We start from the raw sequence: 21,634 nt of genomic DNA, 5'->3' as shown, positions 1-21,634 counted from the left end.
TTCCTTCGGAATTTCTATTCCCATACAAGCTTACAGTCAGCTACGCCAACAAGGCTGTCCATAAATACTTCTTTCAGACGTTCTTCTACCATCTGCCTTGTCACACCCTTTTTCAGAATCACCTGAAGGAAACCGCCGCCACCGGCACCACATACCAGCTTTCCGTCCACCAGCTCCTCAATACTGCTGAAAATCTGCTCAATCAAAGTGTTACTGCTTCCGGCATCTATTTTCTTACTCAGTTCCCAGTGATAATCCAGAAGCTTTGCAAAACCGTCTACGTTTCCACGCTCCAGTTCAAAGCGCATCAGTGCTGCTGTTTTCTGGATCTCCTCCAACGCAAACAGACTGTCCGGTTCATTGCCCACATAGCGCCCCACCACATCACGGAGAAGATTTCTCGCCAGACGCCTCTGCCCTGTATAGATCAGGACAAATCTCTCATCCAGTTCCTTCTTTGTCTGCGGTGAAAGCTCTATGTGTGCTACCTGAAGCTGCTGTTGAAGCCCAGGCATGGAGGTAATATATTTAAGACCAGATGTAATACCTCCGACCTGATCCTGCCATCCGCCTCCTGTAGACATGATCTGCTCCATTGCCAGTACATGGGCATATAAATCTTCTTCTGTATATGCGATTCCCATAAATTCAAACACTGCCTTCACACAGGCTGCCGAAAGAATAGATGAGGTGCCAAGACCGGAACCTTTGGGAACATTTGTTACCTCAGAATGCATAACAAAACCACTGCCAAGACGTTCCAGTATTTCACCCAGAGTATGTCCTTCCCTGGGAATGATCCCACAGGCAAGAAGACAAGCCTTCTGCAGGGCAAAAGGATCATAAGGGTCACCTGTCGCCTGCAAAGGCTCAATCGTGTCAAACTCTCCATGAACATCCATATCCCGGCTGTCAAAAACCACCTTCTGCTCAGGAATCCTCTCCAATGTCACCTCTACCGGCTTCTCCCCGTTCAGAAGAATAGCTGCATTTAATACAGTCCCGCCCTTTTCATTACAATAGGGCGGCGTATCACTCCAGCCACCTCCCCAGTTCACACGAAGCGGCAGCCTAACTGTATGATGATCTGTAACAATCCTTGCCTGCTCATTATAAGCAAGGCTTTTGATCGTCGCTTCCAGAACTTCCGACTGAATAATGCGGAAACATTCCTGCACCTCATTCTCATCCTCAAGGATCACTCCCAGATAATAATGCAGACGCATTTTTTCACCGAAATCTGCTTTTCTCAGACGCTTCTCCAGCCATTCCTTCTGAATCTTTGTCAAAGACTGCAGCTTTCTTATACTTCCTGCCGGAACCTGATCTCTGATTGCCTTTGCAATCCCGTCCATAGTTACCAGATCTGCCATCCGCTTATTCCATGCTATGATAGCATCCGGATCCGCCTCATTAAATCCGGCGCAGAGAGACTTGTGGGAAGCTGCAGTCCATAAAGATCTGTCAAAATCTTTCCCTCCTGTGACAATCTCATAAAGTTCCAGTGCCGCATCTGTTGCCTCCCGGATCGTATCTGCCTCCTGATACAGCGCAGCAGACCACAAGGTATGTGCCTGTCCGTTCTCCTCCCAGAATCTCACTCCAAGTGTATCTTCCAGTTCATCCAGATCCCTGCCAAACAGTCGGTTCTCCTTAGGATTATCATTTACGCCAAAAATACGGACAATAAATTTTCCGTTTCTCTGCTTCAGCCCATGGAGAACAACATTATCAGGAATAACCTGATCCTGCACATCTATGTAAGAGAGCACACTGTGGCTGCCAATCCTGGAATTTCCATGCACATAAGAAACCTCCAGATAACAGTCCTTCCCAACAGATGCCCTGCTGCTCAGTACACTGTTATAGCCGGACACATCACTGCGGATACTGCTGCCCACTTTCCGGCTCCATCCCAGATAATGGTACTCATCCACACCTCCGTTCATCAACTCCAGTATCTCCCTGGTCGTTCCAAAATGAATAAACTTCGCAGGTGCCAGACGCAGAAGCTTCATCCTGTAGGGACGCAGCACCTCCCACACACGGGTTCTGGCAGCCGTCAGTTCTGGACAGAATTCACCCTCCGGCTTCTCCCTGTAAAAATCCTCCAGCGTAGAATCCGAAGCCAGAGGATAAAGAAAATCAGCGTAAAGAGAAAGACGCGTTCTCTCATTGACATTTCTGTCATAGTCCGCGTCTGTTTCAATCAGTGAATATAAAGATTTCATAATGTCAGTACTAAAGATCAGTGCCCCGGTATCAATATCCACACAACCGGATTCATTGACTGCTCCTGCTTCCCGCAGGACCTCCACAGATTTCTTCTGCAGACAGCACTTCACATTTCCGTCCGGTCCATTCAGATAAACACCATGGTTCTTGCCGGTCTCTACGTTTTCCTTAAAGGATATGGCAGCTGCACCCACATTGTTGTAGTCAATCTGAAGAGGATTAAATAAAAGCAGTACATCTCCCGACAGCAGCACCATCCCTTCACGGATCCGCGAAGGAACAGAACTCATGCATATCATGAATTCATCAAATAAAGTGGAACTACGTCCATTGGGTAATTCATGAGGCACCGGCGAAAAAAGCTTACCCAGCGCAGAATACTGAGGAACACGCTTACTGTCCCCGCCTGAATGAATCACCAGCACACGAAGGCTGTCAAAAGATCCTTCCTGTTCATGAAGATATCTCAGAACCTCCAGCGTAGCCCCGCCGGATCCGACACGCCTGCCATCACGGTCCGGGATGGCAATAAACTTCGTGCCTCTCGGCAGGAAATTCTGCCTGTCCGCAATCTGTTTACGGAAACCTTCTGCCTGCTGCTCATTGGAAGCAGTCAGGATCACGTAGTCCCAACGTGGGAAGCTACGGAGTTTTAAAGATCTGTTATAATCGTCCCAGCAGTCCTTGTAGGCCTGGGACAGGAAAAGGGAATTTAAGTTTGTCATTTGGGAGTCCTCCTTGGGTATAGATTTTTTCAATATATTGTTTCGTTCGGGCATTTTATGGAAGTTTATCGTTTGCGTCATCATTTACTGTAAGAAATGATTGGTTCAATCCCATCTTTCGTATCTTATCCAGCCAATCATAAATCATTGATTTTGAATACATTTTTTCTCCATTTTCGTCTACCTTTTTTTCCAGAGCTCTTGCAATAAATGCATATTCATTTTCCAATTTGATATTAAAGATTCCCTCCCTCTTATATATGTAGTTTTAATAATTTTTTCAGGCAAAGAGACCTAAATTGTTTCATTCCCGCTTGTAATAAGTTTCATATCCAGAAAACAATTTTCTTATTTTACTCAAAAAAACTATGTACATATTCCTTGTCGGTTGCAAGATTTAATATATTAAGATGAGTTATTATCTTTTCTAATAATTGCCCGTCCACGCATATAGGATTACTTTCTAAATCGGTTGTATTTATATTTAGAGCGTCCAGTTTTTATTGATGTACACATTCAGGAATTTTATCAATAAATTTTTCTAAATTTGATGATTCCGGTTTTGCAAAGCTTAGTTGTAAGCCTAATTTTCTGATATTCTCAATCCACTGATAAATGAACATTCGATTATAGAGATTTTTGCCATTTTCATCTTTTGCTTTTTCCAAAGCCAGTGCTATTAATGCGTATTCATTTTCCAAATAAGTTGAAAAAATCCCCTGATCATCTGTATTTATACATACAGGAATCTGAGGACATTCATTAAGTTTGGTTTCCGATCCAGTTAATCCTATATTATATAATTTGAATACCGGATGCTTATCATATCGATCAAATGTACCTATAAAAAAGTTAGACGAAGGATTAACTTCTATTCCAATTCCCAGTTTTGAAATCCAAAACTGCATTTCTCGTTGGATTTCTTTTATACATTTTATCATTTTATGGCTTATCTGAACTTCTATTGTTTTTCGTCCTTCATTTTTTACATGTGGATTATAATGATAGAGGAAATATAAATAGGCACATTCAGGATTATAACGAATCCGATAATCTCTCGGACATTCTTTATTCACAGAGAAGCGTTTCCATTCGGAGAAATCTTCTGTATCTTTAAAATATCCATTTTTATAACATTCCGGATCATCTCCGCGTAATTGCCATGCCGAATAGTATTCAGAGATTCTAAAGTTGAAATGCGTATTACTATATCCTTTAGATACACGCTCATTGCTCCTCTGAAAATATTTTCCTGCCTCTCTTATAACAGCCTCAAAAAATTCATCCGATACAGCATCTCCATAAATCAGTCTGAAATATTTATTATATTCCTGCTCAATATTTAACAGTAAATCCTCATATCCGATAAGAGAAAAACGTTTAATTCGGTAATATACCCATACAAGATTGTCCAGATAATCCTGCTGCGTAATCAATATACAATTTTTCTTTCCTTCATAATATTCATCCGGATCTTCACCCAATGCCAATGCATGACCTAATCTTGAACCACAATTAAGATTAAAAAACATAATTGCCTCTTCAATTGCTCTAAGACCATCTACCAGACTTTGAAAATCTTCGCCTACATGATATGTCATCTGAAGCTGAGGTACTGTTACTTCTTTATTGTTGTCATAATATACTTTATTTCTTTTCGCATATACTATATGATTTTTTAAATAACGATAGGTCTGAGCAAGAACTTCCGGTCTGCATCCTATTTCTCTTGAACATCCATCTATTCCCCTCAATCTTTTTGCTGTTTCAGGAAATTTTGTACGAAATAGTGCAATTGCTTTAGCCTGTTTTTGCAGGCTGCGCCTTTTTTGATAATGACGACAATAAGAATCGCTGTTTAATAGTTTCTCATTATCCTTCTCTTTTACAAAATGAAATACATAAAAATATCGTTCCATCAATTCTTTATCATTTTTCATGACTTTATCATATTTTTCAATGTATTTTTTGTTTTGTAAAGCTGTTTTTCTTGGTGTAAGACGTGTTTCAAGATGAAGTATGTTCTGATTGACAATCGTTCCTTTTAATGCCATTTTTATGTATTCTTTTTCCAGAGGTGTATCTTCAATAAAATCTTCTTTTCTGTTCTGATACTTTTCAAAATTGTCAAATCCAATATTTTCATTTGTTTGCACAAGTTCCGCTCTAACTGCACGCTTTATAACAAGGTATAGATAGAACAGGTTAAAATATTTTTGATCTTTGACGGATTTTGCATATATTCTGAGAAACATTTCATACATAAGCCATCGTTCACCAGAAAGGCTATTATTCACCTCATTTTTTCCTATTCCTTTTCTATATTCACCTGTCAATGCATAATCCAACTGTTTTTCACCTTTATTCGTTCTGAAAAAATCAATATTTTCCTGAATTTTGTTTCGGTAAAAAATAATTTCTGTTTTGTCTTTCAGTAGAAACATTACAAGATTTTCAGTTGACCATTTTCTTGTTTCAGGATCAGGATCATAATTATTCCGAACCAGATTATTGGCAATAAAGAATTCCTGTTCAGTTATTTGCGCGAATAAAAAGCAGCGTATCAACGCTGCCTTTAAATATAATGAATACAGATGTTCTTCTTCCGTTCCAATTTCATACGAAACCGAAAGTCTTTTATTGCCATATCCTTCCAGAATCTTCTCATATTTTTTGCTCCTCACATGATTCATCATATTAATCCAGGATAATGGAAATTGTGGTGCTGAACCTTTTAAATGAAAATGATTATCAGCCAGCCCCTGCCGCAATATCCAATTTAAATGCTCATTATTATTTCCAATTACTGGTTTCCACGAAAAATCCCTGTTCCTTTTTCCTTCCCTACAGTCCTGAAAAGCCAGATATGCAGTTGTAAATATATCTTCTTCCAACAAATGTGAAGTAAAACGCCATCTGAGTACATTTTCATAACGGCAAATCGGTTCACCATCTATTTCCTGCAAAACTCTGGTTGCAAATATCAAAATCGCATCAAAAACACTGAAACCTTCTTTGTCCTCATATTTTCCGATTTCAAAACCTCTCACATAATTTGCCTGATCTTCATATTCATTCTTAATATAGTCAAACAAATTATCCAATTCATCATTAGAATAATATTTTAAATAGTATCCTGCTATTTTTACAAAAGTGTCTCGATTAATATTATCATACTGAATCTCTGAGTTCACTATTAATGATGTTGGAATCTTGCTCAATACAATATTTAATACCGACCGTAAATTATCCATTTAAGCTCCTTAGTCATCAAGTCCAAATTCCTTTGGTACATAAACCTTCTGAACAGTATCAAAAAACAAACTCAAAAGATCCATATCCTCATTTAAAATCTTCTCAAACAATCCAAATTCAGAAAAATGTTCTTCATATTCTGTGCCAAATGCTTTGTCATATTTTCTGAGGTTTTCTTTGATAATCCAACAGTATCTGTATAAATGAAGCGACACATTTTCTAATGTGAGTTCCATCATAAATCTTCCTGCAAACTCTTTTTCCAATTCCTTTCCCAACCCGCATAGAAATTCCAGATTATAAAATGGCATAATCTTTCTGCTATTCTCATCTCTACATATTACTAATCTTTCAATTATTCCCTGTGCCTTTCTTGATGTAACACCACTGTCTTTCAGATTTTTCTCCATACATTCGCAAAACATTTCTGCCAGTTTACATCCTTTTAAAATGTTTAATATTGAATTTGAAAAACTAAATATTCCCTTTCGACTCCAGTTATCATTATGTTTTTCTCCTAAAGTCATGGTCTGATTCTCCTGAATAAATTCCCATGAATTAGTTTCTTCATTGATATCATTTTCCAAATTAAAAAACAATGTAATATATTGGAAATTTTTCATCATATCTATCTCACTATCTGGAATTTTCCCTGATTTATTGGCACTAACAATAAACTTCTTTACCTGAATTTCCAGTGCTTTATTTAGATTAAAAAACTCAAAACAATGAACATTGCACAACATTGATCTTTTTTCTGTTGTTCCTATTATTATGTATTCAGATCCCATCTTCTTTTCCCATTTTCCCCAGAGTCCCCATGGCGAATAATAGTCATAAAGTTCCTTGGATTTCTCTGTATCCTGCATCATTTCCATAATTTTCATAGAAAGAAATAGCATACAAACGTTTGATTTTTTTCTTTCTTCAATATTTTTCGACTGGATCAGAGATATCATTTCCAAGATACTCTGATTATTATTCCCAGCATTCAAAATACTTCCCAGCAAATCCGTCTGCTCTTTTGGTCTCATGTCTCCTAAAATGGAAAATATCCTTAAATTTTCATCTTCTTTTTTCAAAACATTAGGAAACATTTCTCCCCAAAACCATTCATACGCTTTACTTTTTCTTAACGAAATATCAATGTCCGAAAGTTCACTCATTTTCTTTATCCAGGTGGAAAGTTCACGTAATGTATTTGGCGTAAAATATTTAATCAATTCACCATTCTTATATAATTCAATTCCCAGCTTATCTCTGCAATCTCTCTGAACTATTTTTTTAATTGTTCCTTCTCCGTATGGTTCTCCTTCATCATCCTTGTAATATACCTCTATTTCTTCTCTGTCCAGAAGTTTCCATTCACTTCCTGAAGACATAATAATTCTTCTATCTGATGGAATTATTTTCTCCAGGTATTCTCTGGTCAGCCTTTTTATGTGTTTATCCATATTCTCGAATTTATTTATGGAAGAAAATTCTCTTGAAAAATGGTTATCACATATTTTTTCCAACTGATCATAATCAGCTGACAGGAGAACAATTATATTAGGTCCCATTAAATATTGACGAATCTGCTCTATGATTTCAAATCCATGATCTATATTCATATCTGCTTCATCTATTGAGATAACCAGAAAGTGATTTTCTATTTTCAGGTCTTCTGTATTTGGATATTTCATGATTTCCAAATATTCTTGCACCAATTCCTGAAATGATTCTTTTAAATTCCAGGAAAGAGATAATTTCTCCAAAGTTTCCAGAAATGTATCATCTTCATCTTCTATAACATCTTTTGAACTTCTCAGATTCTTCAAATTTGTATATACTCTGTCAAATGCCAGTGAAATATTTCTTTTTCTATATGAGTAATCATTCGTTTGTATAATTCCCATTCTCCGGCCTTCATAACTATGGTTTTCTTCTTCTTTCCATTTTTTCAGCATTTTTGACAGTATACATCCAAGAATATCCTCTTTTTTGTCCATAACAGAAGCATCTATATATTCTAACCCTGTAAACATCAAATGATCTTTCGAAGATAATTTATTTTCACCTTTATCACTTTTTCTGTAAAAATCTTTAAGATATTCCATATAGGAAAGCATCGTTGAAGTTTTACCAGAGCCTTTTGCACCTGTAAAAAACAATATATTATATATCTGTTCTGAGTTTCTCAGTTTGTTTCCTGTAGTACCTTTGTTTTTTAATTCCCGGAATTTTTTATTTTCTCTCAGTATTTTTTTCGTTATCGCATAAGCCTTTTCATATGCATCTGCTGATACGGAATTTTCAAATTCACTTTCTTCCTCATATTTTATGGCAGACAGATCATCAATAAGCAACTTGTATTTTTTCTCTTGCATAACCATTTCTCCTTCGAATTTTTATTTTAGATAATATAAATCTATTCTTTCCTGTACATGCTCCATAATGTTTTCCAGAAAATCGTGCTCTCTCTCTTTTTCAGTTTTCTCTGTATCTGACATTTTTCCCATACAATGTATCATTTTTTCCAAGTGAGAATATTCAACCTTTTTCTCTTTCAATTCATTAATCAGCTCATCTAATTCATTCCCCTTATATGCTACTTTTTGTCTAAATATGTCTCTTATTTTTATCATTATTTTTTCATAATACTCAAAATCATAAGTTGTTGTACTATTATATAAATGTTTTCCTGTTTTGTTTTTAAGTTGTTCAAAAATACTTTCATAAATAATTATTGCCTTTTTCCATTCTCCTCTCTTTTCATAATAACTACCAATCTTATATCTTGCTCTGTAATGCGTTTTTGCTTCATCTGCTAATTCATAATACTTAATTGCCTTTTCTATGTCTCCATATTTCTTCTCATAAACTTTACCCAATTTATATAGTATCTCCGGATTCCTTTCATTCTCCAGTATTTCTTTGTAGTACAAAACTGCCATTTTATTTTTCAACGGACTGAGATCAGCTATTAATGCACATAATTCGCACAGAGCTGGCTGCCACCCATATTCTAGCGATAACTTATTTACATCTTTAAAAAGATCTTCTACCTTTTCTTTTCTTTCCTCCGGATTTCTGTTCTCGATAGCTGTTTCTAAATACTTGCAGTATAAATACATAAATTTGTAATTCCATGAGTTGCTCTTTTTTACCTTTACTTTTTTTTCCAGTTTATCTAAATAGTTTTTTAAATCACCAATAGATGTTTTGCTGTTATTCAATATCCATGTATCCCATTCCGTTAATCCTTCATATGCCAGTTCGAAATATAGCCAGGTTGACAGCCACAAACTGTTACCTATATATGTTTCAAGAAGATTACTATAGTTTTCTTTTTTCTTAAAAGTAATTTTGTCCAATGCATTTATAAATGTATCTTTTTTTTTCCAGTCATATGGCAAAATATCTTTTCTGCTTTTGTACAACGCATTGCTTCCGCAATTTTTTATATTCGTAAAATAAAATACATTGTCTTTAATTTTGCTATCCTTTATTACAGGAAGATTTTGTTTAGATAAAAAATATAAATGTAAACATTCTGTTTTTATTGCTTCCAGATTATGCTTTTTCGTATTTTCAATTTCGTTTCCTATTACCCATACTCCACTCATTAAAAAAAATTGTTTCCAGAAAGAATAAGTTACAGTTTCATTATTATCATATGTTATATAAATTTTATTTGTCATCCCACTGTTATCCTTTCCTTTTCTTCTTCTCTTTTCAACTCCTTTTCTTTTCTTTCGTTATTGCTTCGCAAAGATCTTTTAAAAATATTTCCGTTGCTTTTTTCTTATCTGCTTCATCACCGGAAATACTTACAATATGATTATTTCTAAAAACTTCTTCCTGTACATAATTTGGTGTTGCAGTATAAATATATGAAGGATTCTCAAGCTTAGTATTTTCCCATCGCTTTCTTGAAAGATATAATAACTGCTTAATATTAATATCTGCCAAACTATATCCCAGAAACAAAACCGTATATTTTAACAGATCTGCCTGCAGTTGAATATCCATAAAAGACTGATAATCCATTCTTTTAAAATATTGGCTTTCTGTCAATACTATACTTTCCATATCCTCAGTATCTCCATGAAATTTCATAATCCTTGGATAATTATGTTCATCGCTGTTAAAGTGATTTAACTTTACAATCTTATGTAGTTTCCTTTTTTTTAATTTATAATACTCTTCCAGCATATGATCGTAATTAGTTGTATAAATTACCGGACAGTCCAGTTCCATAATATATTTATAAATCATGGACTCCTCCAGATGCTTTTTCAAATCAGGATTCTTGTTTATATCCCATTTATTTTTAAATATATCTTGTAGTTTACCGCCTTTTCCATCACTATATTCAGCCAAAAGCATATTATCGCCATATTCTGAAAAAACATCAGGATCATAATCATCTGCCTGACCAAGTTCTCCTATTAAAGAATTCCAGGATGGCAGCCCTATTGACGCAGATATTCCGGCTCCAATAAATAGCATTACTTTTTTCTGATTGATCAATCTCGCCAAATCTTTTATATTATTCTGATAACTTTCCAAATCAGGAGAAAGTATTTCTTCTTTTTCTAATTGTTTCGTTAATTCTTCCCATGCTTTTCTACGCATTGAACGTTCATTTTTATCAAGTCTGGCATAAATCTCATCCTTATCATTATTTTCAGAAGGTTTAAAAATACTATCCCATGCATACGCTCCTTCTAATTCATCTGCCTTCTCTGTAATTCTTCCATTTTCCATTCCTTCAGCAAAAATCAACTTCTTTCCCGTACAACAGCAAAGTTTAGTAATTGCTTTTGCTTTCCATTTTTTTTTATAATTGCAGGAATCAACTATTTCTTTATTTCCAAGTTTTTCAAAAAAATAGTTCGTCTGAAGTCCCGGTAAGTTATTAAATGCTTCAACCTCTAATATCGTATGATCCACGATCACAGGACGTTTAATTTTCTTAAAAGCTGCTAATGCCTTATGTCTAAGTAATTCTTCTACTTTATCAGTCTGCAATTCTTTTATAGAATATTGATACCATCTGATATCATATGAAGTACCCTCTGCCATTTGCTTCAATTCTTCATATTTATTTTTACTATTGGATACAAAATATAATAATCGTTTCAAATCTGTTTCCTCCCTCACCAGCTTACTAATATCTATATTTTTGTAATAAAAAAAGCGTATATATGTCTATTCTACTTAAAATATAGAATATATTTCAAACATATAACCGCTTCTTCCTTTCAATATGCCATAGAGCAATTAAAAGATTTTTTCTTTTGTATGAATTTCTTATAAAACGTTTAAATAGTTATTTGAAATTAAAGTACATGATCATTTTTTTCAAAAATTGTTACCGTCCTTTTATTTTACCATATTAAGTAATTTTTTCAATGGCTTTGTTTTAGTTTACAAAAATTAGTACTTAAATATGTTTCTGATCTTCTGGAAATCATTAAAAGAAATATTTCAATCCACTCCTACTATTTTTTCTATCTGTTGCAAAATTTGCCCTATTTCATTTAATAATGTATTTCTTGGACGTATTTCTCTTACAAAGCTGCTATCCACTCCGTATTGACGTATTTTATCAATCCATTCAATAACCCGTTCTCTTGAATATCCCTTAGAAAGTAAAGCATGATACATATATCCCAGTTCATTTTCACAATTTGTACTGAAGATTAAAGGATCATCTGAATTAATCGTAACCATTACTTCATGTGCATGTTCATTAACCAGTCCATGATTATTCAGATTCATAATATGATGCATAAATAGTTCACGATTTTCTCCAATTGCTGTATTGGAGGTGGGATTAACTTCAACAAAAATACCTTTTTGCGCTACAATTCTTAATAATTCCTCCTGTATTTTTAAGTAAAGAGAGAGATTTTCTCTTTCAACATGTACCATAATCGGCTGCTGCATTCTCCTGTAATATACAGGACAAAAATATGCACAAACCAATTTTTCAGTCGTCCATCTATGTTCTTCATTGCTCCTTCCTTTATAATATTTACAAAAGTGTTCTCCATCTTCTTCCAGCATATCTCTCTGACAATACTGTTTCATCATTTCAAACGATTTTTCATGCAATAAATGAAATTTTTCCAGATATGCTTCATAGAGTATATCTGGTGTTAAATTTGTATCATTGCCATATATTTCCGATGCTAAAATCTGAATTTTTTCTTTTAACTGCTCTGCAAAAATATTTACATTTAATTCTCCGGATATACTTGTTCCCCATAACCATACAAGATTTTCCAGCCATTCTTCTATCGGAATAACAATTGTTTCATGCCGGTCAACCCATCTTTCAATATCTTCACCAAGAGCAATTCCATGACCAATACGATCTCCGGCTTTAAATCCCATAAAAGAAATAGTTTCGTATATATGACGGAAACCGGATAAAATATGTCGGAATTCTTCTCCTACATGATAAGTTAATCCAATATTATTAATTCTGGAATATCTATTTTTTTCCTGCCGGATGGGTTTTGTAATAATCTGTCTGCGAATCGCAAGATAAACAGGTGCAAAAATCCAAGGTTCTGCTTTATTTTCAACAGATGCTGTATCAATTCCTACAACATATTTATCAAGAAAATCAATCTCACCTCTTAATTCTTCTAAAGCAACCGCGCTGTCTTTCATTCGTTTTTGTTTTAAAGTGATATGATCCATATTCCAACTTTTTGTTCCTGTTTCACTATATTGCAGCCAGCACATATCACCAATTCTGTTATCTACAGAATCCGTTTTAAAAAAACTGAATATGATACCCAGATTAGGGACCTGTTCTTCCTGATACTCTTCCAGAATCTTTTTATACTCTTTCAAAACCAGATAAATCTCACGCAGTATTTTTCGCTTTAGTTCCTGCTTATTATATTCTGTTTTTACTTTTACACCTAATTCAGGTATGCCAACTCTTATTTCATATTTTTTCAGAAATACATTCTGGTGAATGGAATGCAGTAAAATTTTACAGATTTCATGTTTTTCCAGACGTATTGCCCGTTCGTTACGCCGCATTGTACTATAATGCATTTGAAAGTACTCCAACCCATAAATTGGAACACTCTGTAAAATATCTTTAAAAACAAAATTCTTACTGCGAAGATATTGCATGAACAAACGTAACTCAAAAACATATTCTGCATTTATTTTTTTGTCTCTAAAATATTTTGCACTTTTAAACAAAAAAATCATTTCTTCATATGTATGCAGACTTTTGTATCTTGCATATAATGTTCCCATTAAAAAATTATGGTCCTGAAGTTCTACGTTTTTCCATCGTCTATATAATTCACTATAAGAAGTTTCCGTATATTCCGAATTTAAACTTGTATCTCCTCTCGCCAATTCATCAAATAACCCGCTGATTTCCAACACTTTAGAAAAATTACCGTTTAGAAATTCTCTTAAACACCGATATCCTTCCTGATGTTCCAGATATTCTGCAAATATAGTACGAAAAGCAATTATATGAAACGGAATATTAAGCGAATTTACTTCCTGCCATCTGAAAAGATTCATGTATTCCTGCCAGATATACTGATACTGCATCCCTGCATTAAAATGTAGATGTGTTTCAGCAATTCCTCTTCTTAACAATGTTTCCAGAATATTATCGCCTAAGAAAATCATGCCATTCTGCCTGTACAGGTAATACTCCTCATCCAATTCATTCTCTGTCAGGAAGACTGCAATGAGAATATCAAGCGGCATCATACGGGATAACAGATTCCAGATTTCTATTTTGTTATATACATCCTGTCCTGAAAAAATATCTTTTTCTCCCGTACTGTCTTTCTTATTTGTCCACATACGGATAGCAATCCTTCCATCTCTGAATGTTAACAATGATCTGGCAATACGGGATAAATTTTTCAAATATAACACAGATATCAGATATTCTCTGTTATCAATCTCTCTAAAAAACCCGAAAAGTTTATTGCATTCCTGTTCTTTAAAAAATAAATTGAGCATCAAAATATAATCATCAATTTGTGTAACATATAACTGCTTACCAACAAATCTTTTCACTTCATTTTCTGCATCATGATAGTGCTTTTTTAATTGTTCAGCTTTCTTCCAGCCTAGATTATTTCTATTGGATACTTCATAAAATGCCTCTCGGACAGATGCGATGCAATCCTGATTTCTATGATAAAAATCAGGATTGCAATAGGGAAGTGTCAAAACGTCCAAAATCTGGTACATTCGTCTTTTATCCATGTTTTTCCCTCTTTTATACTAAAAAATTTATATATCCATCAGCTGCATTTTTAATAACGTCATGAAGACCCTGAATAAATAATGAATTTTTCTCATTGTCTTTATCTGTATATACTTCCTGTAATGTTTCGTATAATTTATGATACGCTAGCCTTTTATCCTCAAACTGTCCAAGTGAAGCTTCCTTTTGTGTATTCGAAGATGATATCGAATTTTCCCATAATTTTATTTTTACAATCTGTTTTAATGTATCTTTATAAATCTTCTGCATTTCTATTATTTTTTTAGTATATTGACCATACGAATCAGGGATAAGTTTTAAGTACATTTTCATTTTTGTCATTTCATATGATATCAATCTCCAATCGTTTTCCGATGATATATTGCTATAATGTGATAAGAATTGTTCATTTTCCTTTTTAAAGTCTAAATTTGATATATTTTTTTCTATATAAATGAATAAATCATCTACATATCTCCTGCTAATAAAATTTTTTTCCACTTTCTGTCCTGTCATATACCTTGTATGTCCAATAGAATTTTCTATTTGTAAAATACGTCTTTCGATATCATAATTAAACATTATACTTTTAATTCTGTTTATACATTCATCAAATTTTTCCCTGTTACTTATCCAATATGTGTCCACTTTACTATATAAATCACATAATCTATTTCTCAAATCAACCAGATTTTTATACTCACATATCTCTGTTTCTACCTGCTCACTTTCTTTTTCACAAATTGCTTTTGACAAAATCAGCTGCAAATCTGATAAAAAATCTGCTATTTCTTCCGTATAAATATGTATTCCATATAATCTCTTTACATTTTGATTATAAAAATCTTTATCAATAGAAAATACACCTTTATATGCAAACCAAATCATAGGAATCACTGTACTAAACCATTTCGGACTATTCCAGTAATATTCCTCTAAAGTTTCAGCTTTCACCTCTTTTTCCAATGTATTAATTCCGTATAAATATGCCTGAACATCCGAAACTCTGTAACGATTAAATGGAACTATTCTATAATAATTTTCGATTATATTGCCATACGTATATAAAAATTCAGACAAGTTATTAGAATAGACTTTACTCTCCCTTTTTATCAATGATTCCATCTCACCACTTGGTACTACAAGTTTATCCATCAATGTCACAAGATACCTATGACCATGAATTCTATTTCTTTGTCCATATATTTCCATTTTCTGCAGTAGAGGTGTCATTAATAATAAAATATTCTCAATAAAAAATAAGAGCATAAACAGCGAAAGATATCTACTGATAATATTTCTGGCTTTCACCTTATCTTCATTCGCATATTGAATCTCCTCATCAAATAACTGTAAAACATATGCATACGAAATATATATATCAAGGGTTTCTTCCCTGGAAATAATCAGATTTCTAGCCATTTGCATGATTTCATAATTGTTCCCCCAATATATTCCTCTTGTCTGCATTATATCAACAACAAATTCTCTCACATATTCCTTCAATCTTTCTTTTTTATATAACGAATTTGATGTTCTTGCCCCTTTTTTATCCGTTTTTCCCATGGCTGATAACTTTTTTAGAAACTGCTGAATTACCAGACTTCCATCTGTAATCTGACGTGATGTTGTTCCCAAAAACATTAAATATATGGAAATGAAATTATTGTCATCACCATCATTATAATATAAAAAATTTTTCTCCTTATTTTCTACGTTGTCACTAACTTCTATAATAAATTTGTCAATAATCTCTTTCAAAAATTCTTCTAAACTTTGATCTGCTTTTCCAGATGTATCCTCTCCATCCAGACAAAACATCCGCTTCTGTGCGCAATCTTCAAATGTCTTTAATGGATATCTACTTGATACAGGCATAATTTTTCTCATATATAAGCTTGCTGTTTCCTGAATTTTATCATTATATTTCCCAACTTTCGGCACTCGCTCAAAAGAATTTTCAAATAGATTATAATTTACAGGGTCATCCGAATCCATATATTTTAATACACCCTTCATTTTGTGCGTCATAGAGTTCAATATCACATCATAAAACAATTCTTCATCTGCTGTCATAAATATAATCAGATTAGGATGTGACAAATATTTTATAATTGTAGAACATATTTCCAAAGCTTTTTCCGGGTTTAAATCTACATCATCAAAAATCAGATAAATTAATGGCTCCTTCTGATCATCTTTTTCCTTTCGATGTTTTACTATTTTTACAGCCTCCACCAACTGCATCCAGAACTCTGCCATTTTTTTTGATAATTCATATCCACTTTGGTTTCTTCGTTCATTTATTTTTATTTCTTCCGAAAAAGAAGTTCCTCCATCCTTTGTCTGTCTTGAATAACAAAGTTCTTTTACCTCATCATAGAGATCTGCCAAAGATACTTTTTGCCTTTTACACTCATGAAAGAAATTATCTCTATTTTTCTCCTGTACTTCCAGTGCATCACTTAATTTCTTCACAAGTTCCTCCAGTGACGCAAGAATCCATCCCAATGTCTCTCCATGTTCCGGAATCACTTCCGGCATCACAATTGGTAAAACTATATTATTTACGCTGTCCTCTTCAAGATATTCACGCAACGTAAAAATCGCAGAAGTTTTTCCACTTCCGCGACCTCCTAATATAGTATAAACATTCTCATACATTAAGTTATACTGTTTATTAATGCATTCTTCTCTTTTTATCTGCTTCTTTCCAAGCCACTTCCGGTATGAGTCTATACGATCAAGCAAATCATTCCAACCTGGAAAAATATTTTCTAATTGCCTTTCACTTAGTAGTTTAAAATTCACTGACTGCCTGTATGTTACTTTCTTCTCCTTTTTCCTCATTCGTATTCTCCTTCATTCTTCCAATTCGAACATACTCTATTTCCATAGTTCTGGCCATTACATATCCATCTTCTTTTATCGCTATTTTATCCCAATATTTTTCTAGCGCCTCCTTTCTCCTCATTCTTCGTATTACTTCTGAAATCTCCTTAGCATGACTCGACGCCATTACCATATTTCTTTCCTCCTTAACTCCTGTCTCATTGAATCCGTTTCTTATAAATTCCTATTCTTTCCGTTCTTATTTTAGAACATATTGTATTTTAGATATTACTATTTTTTATATGAATTTTCAAGATTCTAATTTTGAAAAAGCTGTGAATTATCAAAATTCATAGCAAATTCTTGTTTATCTGCGATGCAAGATTCCCACCACCATGTCTGCTGTCACTTCCTGACGAAGCCATTGTAAACATATATCTTGGATCCCCTTTATATGTAAGTTTATAATGACCTCCATCCTTCGTAATAACAAAACCAAACTGTTTTAGATTCCTTTTCAGGCTCTCGTCAACTTTTGTATATCCCTTTAATATATGTTTGATTTCTTCCCTTTTGGCACTTAATGTACCTGTAGGCTCATTATATTCCAGAATATCTTGCAGTATATGCTCTTTCCGGGTTTTCTTTTTTATATTTCCCAAATAGCTGTTAAGAACTTCTAAAACCTGATCTCTGATTTCTCCATCATATAGTTCGTTTTCTATGCCATAATATAATAGTGGAACTTCTGTAATTCGCTCATACTTGGCTCTGAGTCCCTGATTTTCCACCTGTAATGCTACAATTCGATTATTCAGATCCTCAATTGTGCGTTCTTTTTCTTTAATAGTGTTTTCATTTTCTTTGAGTTCCGTCGCAAAATTTTTATAGACTTCAGATACTTCACTTTCTGCCTCTGCTTTCTTTTCTGTAGCACTCGCATATTTGAGTTTTAGTAATTCATTCTGAACACCCTCCCAGGTCAGCATCCTGTCGCGAGCCTGCTGATTTACATATCGGGAAACAATATTTACAATCCGATCTATTAAAACTTTTTCCCGTCCCTTATATTTATTTGCAATAATTATCTTATATGCAGCTGAACTGCCTGAATAATAAATTCCAATACTTCCATGATGTGAGTTCATTCCATTACAGCTTTCTTTGAGAAGTTTTGACACTTCTGTATCATCTTCAACAAATACATGTGCAACTCCCCTCAGATTATACGCTAACTCCTGAACCCTAAACGGATACATTCCCCATGATTTTGTTACATATATCACAGGCATAGAACAGACTATCTTTCTACATATAATATCTTCTATAATCTTGTAATTATTTTTGGTAATTGAGATTGGCCTGTCACTTATCTGTATCCCATTATCTGTAGCAATATAATTTCTATTAAGTAACATATTAACAAGAATCGGCGGCTTAAACTTCGGAACAAATCCTGTTGTTTTATCTGTTGTTTCCCTGTCTAACTTGATAGAGAAAATATGCTTATTGAAATTAACCACAATATCTGTATTCCAAATAATATTATTTTCATCAAACTGATGAAATCTAATAGCAATCGTATTATATCTACGAATTTCTTCAATTGCTAATGATAAATTTTCCTGCTCAAATTTTACATTTCTTTTCTGCCCATCCCAATCTAAATTAGTAATTTTGTTATGAGGGCTTCCCTGATTCCATTCAATTACCAATTTAATCAGTATATCCTGCGTCAATGTCTCCTTTACAGGAAAAATCGCTGAGTATATTTGCATAAATAGAAACCTTCCTTCTTTTGTAATTTGTACATTTTCTGTATTTATCAAAATTAAGTCTTCCACTTTAAGTCTCTAAAATGTAAAAAAGCAGACAAAATACCATTCCACTATGTTTCAAGTGAATAACTAAAGTATTATGTCCGCTTCTCTTCTTAAACGCGACAAAGCGACGATTTAAGGTATCCGCTTTTATTCCTGTATTACATTATACCTATTTTTTAACAATTTTCAACATAATTCATGTAAAATCAACATTTCTACATAAATCTACATAAATAAGTTGAAATCCATTTTATAGCAATCCTCTAAAATAATGCATCTTAATCCAGTCCAAGACTCTTTACCTTTTCTTTTTATCGCAACATATGCCGCTAACACGCCAATCCATCCACCCACTGTATTTCCAAATACATCATCAAGTTCTGCAATACCAAGTCCTGTAATATACTGCGTCATTTCAATTGCTACAGACATAATAAACGGTATCAACAACACCCATTTTTTCTGATATACCTTACACAAACCTGTCCCCAATGGAACAAAAAGCCAGATATCTATCATTTATGATTATCCTGAAATAAAAATCTGTCAGTCATCACAGATTTTTATTTCAATATGTTTTCCAAGTGCATTTGCATATTTCTCCAATACAACCAGTGTTGGTACCCTGCCTCCGCTCTCAAACCGGGCCATATTCGACGGTTTTATCCCTGTAATATCCGCTATTTCCTGCTGCGTCATTTTCTGGCGGTGTCTCTCCTCCACTAACTGCCGGATTGTTTCCGAAGATCTGCTCAACACCTTTTCCTGGATCTTCTCTGTATATACTTCCAGTCTCTTTTCCCTGGCTTCCTTTTCTGTCAGGTATTCTTTCATGTTCTCCTGCATTTGCTCGTCTCCCTATCCCATCTCTGATAACTCATTTATGAAATTTTATCACTCATGATAGGTTTTTGCAAGATATTTTATGTTTCTTTTATATAACTTTTAATCCCGGTTTATTTTCTTTATCGATATTTCATGGGATCTGGCCCAAAATACATGACCCCGCGCGTACCCGAGAAAAACCGCAGGTGAAAATTCCTGCGGTTCCTATTTTCTCATACTCTTTACATTTTATTTTTTGTTGGCATCGGAACAAATTCCAACTTTAATTGCATCCCTAATCCCTGTGCAAGTTTTTTCACCATACTCAGGCTGGGATTTCTTGTTCCGTTCTCAATCCGGCTTATATCTGCCTGCGTAATTCCGGTTTTAGCTGATAAATCTTTCTGTGTCATATTCTGCTGCACTCTTGCATCAATCATCGCCTGGATAATATCATATTCCGGTTGCAATGCATCATATTCTGCCTTTACCTCCGGATTCTGCAATGCTCTTTTTTTATAATCTTTATAGCTACTCATTGCCATACCTCCGTTCATAATCTGCTTTATACTTCTTTGCCAGTTCTTTTTCTGCCTTTGGTGTCTTCTGCGATTTTTTTATAAATCCATTGGTCAGCACTGCCTTCTTGCCTACAATAAAGAAATACAGTACTCTTGTAATATCTGATCCCTGCTTGGTACGAAGCTCAAATATTCCATTCTCCAATGGTTTTGAATATGGCTCACGAAGCAATGGACCGTTCATTTCCAGCAAGTCAATTATCCGCAATGTTTTTGCCAGCAACTTAGGCTCCAGAGAATCCAATAATTCCTGCACAGGGCATCTTCCATCTTCTGTATCATATAAAATGATCTCGTACATTAGTATGCTCCTTCCTCTTTATAATTATAATATGTCGTATTCGACATATTGTCAAGATGATTCCAAACACTTTTTCATATAATCATAAACTTCCCGATTTCTATATAGCCTATTTCAAGCAGCAGATGGACATGGTTTGTCATCAGACAATACGCATTGGTTTTCTTCTCACTCCTCTGTGCATGATGTGGTAAATTGCTCCCGGATACCAGTCCCTTAATTTTCTTGCGATCTTTCTCCCTCCATTTCGCTTTTCTATTTTTAATAATACTATCATTTATGATTATCCTGAAATAAAAATCTGTCAGTCATCACAGATTTTTATTTCAATATGTTTTCCAAGTGCATTTGCATATTTCTCCAATACAACCAGTGTTGGTACCCTGCCTCCGCTCTCAAACCGGGCCATATTCGACGGTTTTATCCCTGTAATATCCGCTATTTCCTGCTGCGTCATTTTCTGGCGGTGTCTCTCCTCCACTAACTGCCGGATTGTTTCCGAAGATCTGCTCAACACCTTTTCCTGGATCTTCTCTGTATATACTTCCAGTCTCTTTTCCCTGGCTTCCTTTTCTGTCAGGTATTCTTTCATGTTCTCCTGCATTTGCTTATCTCCCTATCCCATCTCTGATAACTCATTTATGAGATTTTATCACTCATGATAAGTTTTTGCAAGATATTTTATGTTTCTTTTATAGAACTTTTAATCCCGGTTTATTTTCTTTATTGGTATTTCATGGGGTCAGACCCCAATGTGGTCAACTTAAGCCCAGAATGCTGAAAATTCAACGATTCTGGGC

The 21,634-nt window shown here is 34.4% G+C and carries 16 protein-coding genes; all 16 read right to left on the bottom strand.

Annotated elements, in window-relative coordinates; genetic code table 11:
* Positions 1-14: 14 nt before the first annotated feature.
* The 16 genes from LJE09_RS10500 to LJE09_RS10430 all read right to left on the bottom strand — a co-directional run bounded on the left by LJE09_RS10500 (position 15) and on the right by LJE09_RS10430 (position 21,438).
* Positions 15-2,960, bottom strand: coding sequence for a fucose pyrophosphorylase domain-containing protein (locus LJE09_RS10500; RefSeq protein ID WP_173703539.1), 2,946 nt, complete (start codon positions 2,958-2,960; stop codon positions 15-17).
* Between the two features lie 55 nt (positions 2,961-3,015).
* Positions 3,016-3,189, bottom strand: coding sequence for a hypothetical protein (locus LJE09_RS10495; RefSeq protein WP_173698365.1), 174 nt, complete (start codon positions 3,187-3,189; stop codon positions 3,016-3,018).
* 271 nt (positions 3,190-3,460) lie between these two features.
* A complete protein-coding gene (locus LJE09_RS10490; protein WP_173698364.1) occupies positions 3,461-6,214 on the bottom strand; it encodes a hypothetical protein in 2,754 nt (917 codons plus the stop codon).
* A 9-nt stretch (positions 6,215-6,223) separates the two neighbouring features.
* On the bottom strand, positions 6,224-8,584 hold the full coding sequence (locus tag LJE09_RS10485; protein ID WP_173698363.1) for a hypothetical protein: 2,361 nt from the start codon (positions 8,582-8,584) through the stop codon (positions 6,224-6,226).
* Positions 8,585-8,605: 21 nt separating this feature from the next.
* A complete protein-coding gene (locus LJE09_RS10480) occupies positions 8,606-9,898 on the bottom strand; it encodes a tetratricopeptide repeat protein (protein ID WP_173698362.1) in 1,293 nt (430 codons plus the stop codon).
* Positions 9,899-9,932: 34 nt separating this feature from the next.
* Positions 9,933-11,345: a non-canonical purine NTP pyrophosphatase gene (locus LJE09_RS10475; RefSeq protein ID WP_147419396.1), complete on the bottom strand. Its 1,413-nt coding sequence runs from the start codon at positions 11,343-11,345 to the stop codon at positions 9,933-9,935.
* A 345-nt stretch (positions 11,346-11,690) separates the two neighbouring features.
* A complete protein-coding gene (locus LJE09_RS10470) occupies positions 11,691-13,964 on the bottom strand; it encodes a hypothetical protein (RefSeq protein WP_227311299.1) in 2,274 nt (757 codons plus the stop codon).
* Positions 13,965-14,484: 520 nt separating this feature from the next.
* Entirely contained in the window at positions 14,485-17,322 is a 2,838-nt protein-coding gene (locus LJE09_RS10465; protein ID WP_173698360.1) for a hypothetical protein, read from the bottom strand.
* On the bottom strand, positions 17,273-17,497 hold the full coding sequence (locus LJE09_RS10460) for a hypothetical protein (RefSeq protein ID WP_173698359.1): 225 nt from the start codon (positions 17,495-17,497) through the stop codon (positions 17,273-17,275). The genes LJE09_RS10465 and LJE09_RS10460 overlap by 50 nt, the downstream gene beginning before the upstream one ends.
* A 157-nt stretch (positions 17,498-17,654) precedes the next feature.
* On the bottom strand, positions 17,655-19,148 hold the full coding sequence (locus tag LJE09_RS10455; protein ID WP_173703541.1) for a hypothetical protein: 1,494 nt from the start codon (positions 19,146-19,148) through the stop codon (positions 17,655-17,657).
* 204 nt (positions 19,149-19,352) lie between these two features.
* Positions 19,353-19,646 carry a VanZ family protein gene (locus LJE09_RS10450; RefSeq protein WP_118521955.1) on the bottom strand — a complete coding sequence of 98 codons (294 nt, stop codon included), beginning with the start codon at positions 19,644-19,646 and terminating at the stop codon, positions 19,353-19,355.
* A 27-nt stretch (positions 19,647-19,673) separates the two neighbouring features.
* Complete coding sequence (locus LJE09_RS10445) at positions 19,674-19,973, bottom strand: helix-turn-helix domain-containing protein (RefSeq protein WP_055060664.1); 300 nt, start codon at positions 19,971-19,973, stop codon at positions 19,674-19,676.
* Positions 19,974-20,194: 221 nt separating this feature from the next.
* Positions 20,195-20,497 carry a helix-turn-helix domain-containing protein gene (locus tag LJE09_RS10440; RefSeq protein ID WP_044952070.1) on the bottom strand — a complete coding sequence of 101 codons (303 nt, stop codon included), beginning with the start codon at positions 20,495-20,497 and terminating at the stop codon, positions 20,195-20,197.
* Entirely contained in the window at positions 20,484-20,834 is a 351-nt protein-coding gene (locus tag LJE09_RS10435; protein WP_227311297.1) for a type II toxin-antitoxin system RelE/ParE family toxin, read from the bottom strand. Before LJE09_RS10435 ends, LJE09_RS10440 begins: the two co-directional genes overlap by 14 nt.
* Before the next feature lie 142 nt (positions 20,835-20,976).
* Positions 20,977-21,111, bottom strand: a complete 135-nt coding sequence (locus LJE09_RS17960) for a hypothetical protein (RefSeq protein WP_255601799.1) — start codon at positions 21,109-21,111, stop codon at positions 20,977-20,979.
* 27 nt (positions 21,112-21,138) lie between these two features.
* Positions 21,139-21,438 carry a helix-turn-helix domain-containing protein gene (locus tag LJE09_RS10430; RefSeq protein ID WP_055060664.1) on the bottom strand — a complete coding sequence of 100 codons (300 nt, stop codon included), beginning with the start codon at positions 21,436-21,438 and terminating at the stop codon, positions 21,139-21,141.
* Positions 21,439-21,634: the final 196 nt, after the last annotated feature.

This window comes from Blautia sp. DFI.3.45 (assembly GCF_020593505.1).
GTDB lineage: Bacteria > Bacillota > Clostridia > Lachnospirales > Lachnospiraceae > Blautia_A > Blautia_A wexlerae.
Note: the sequence above shows the minus strand (reverse complement) of the source record. Positions and strands in the feature narration are given on the sequence as shown.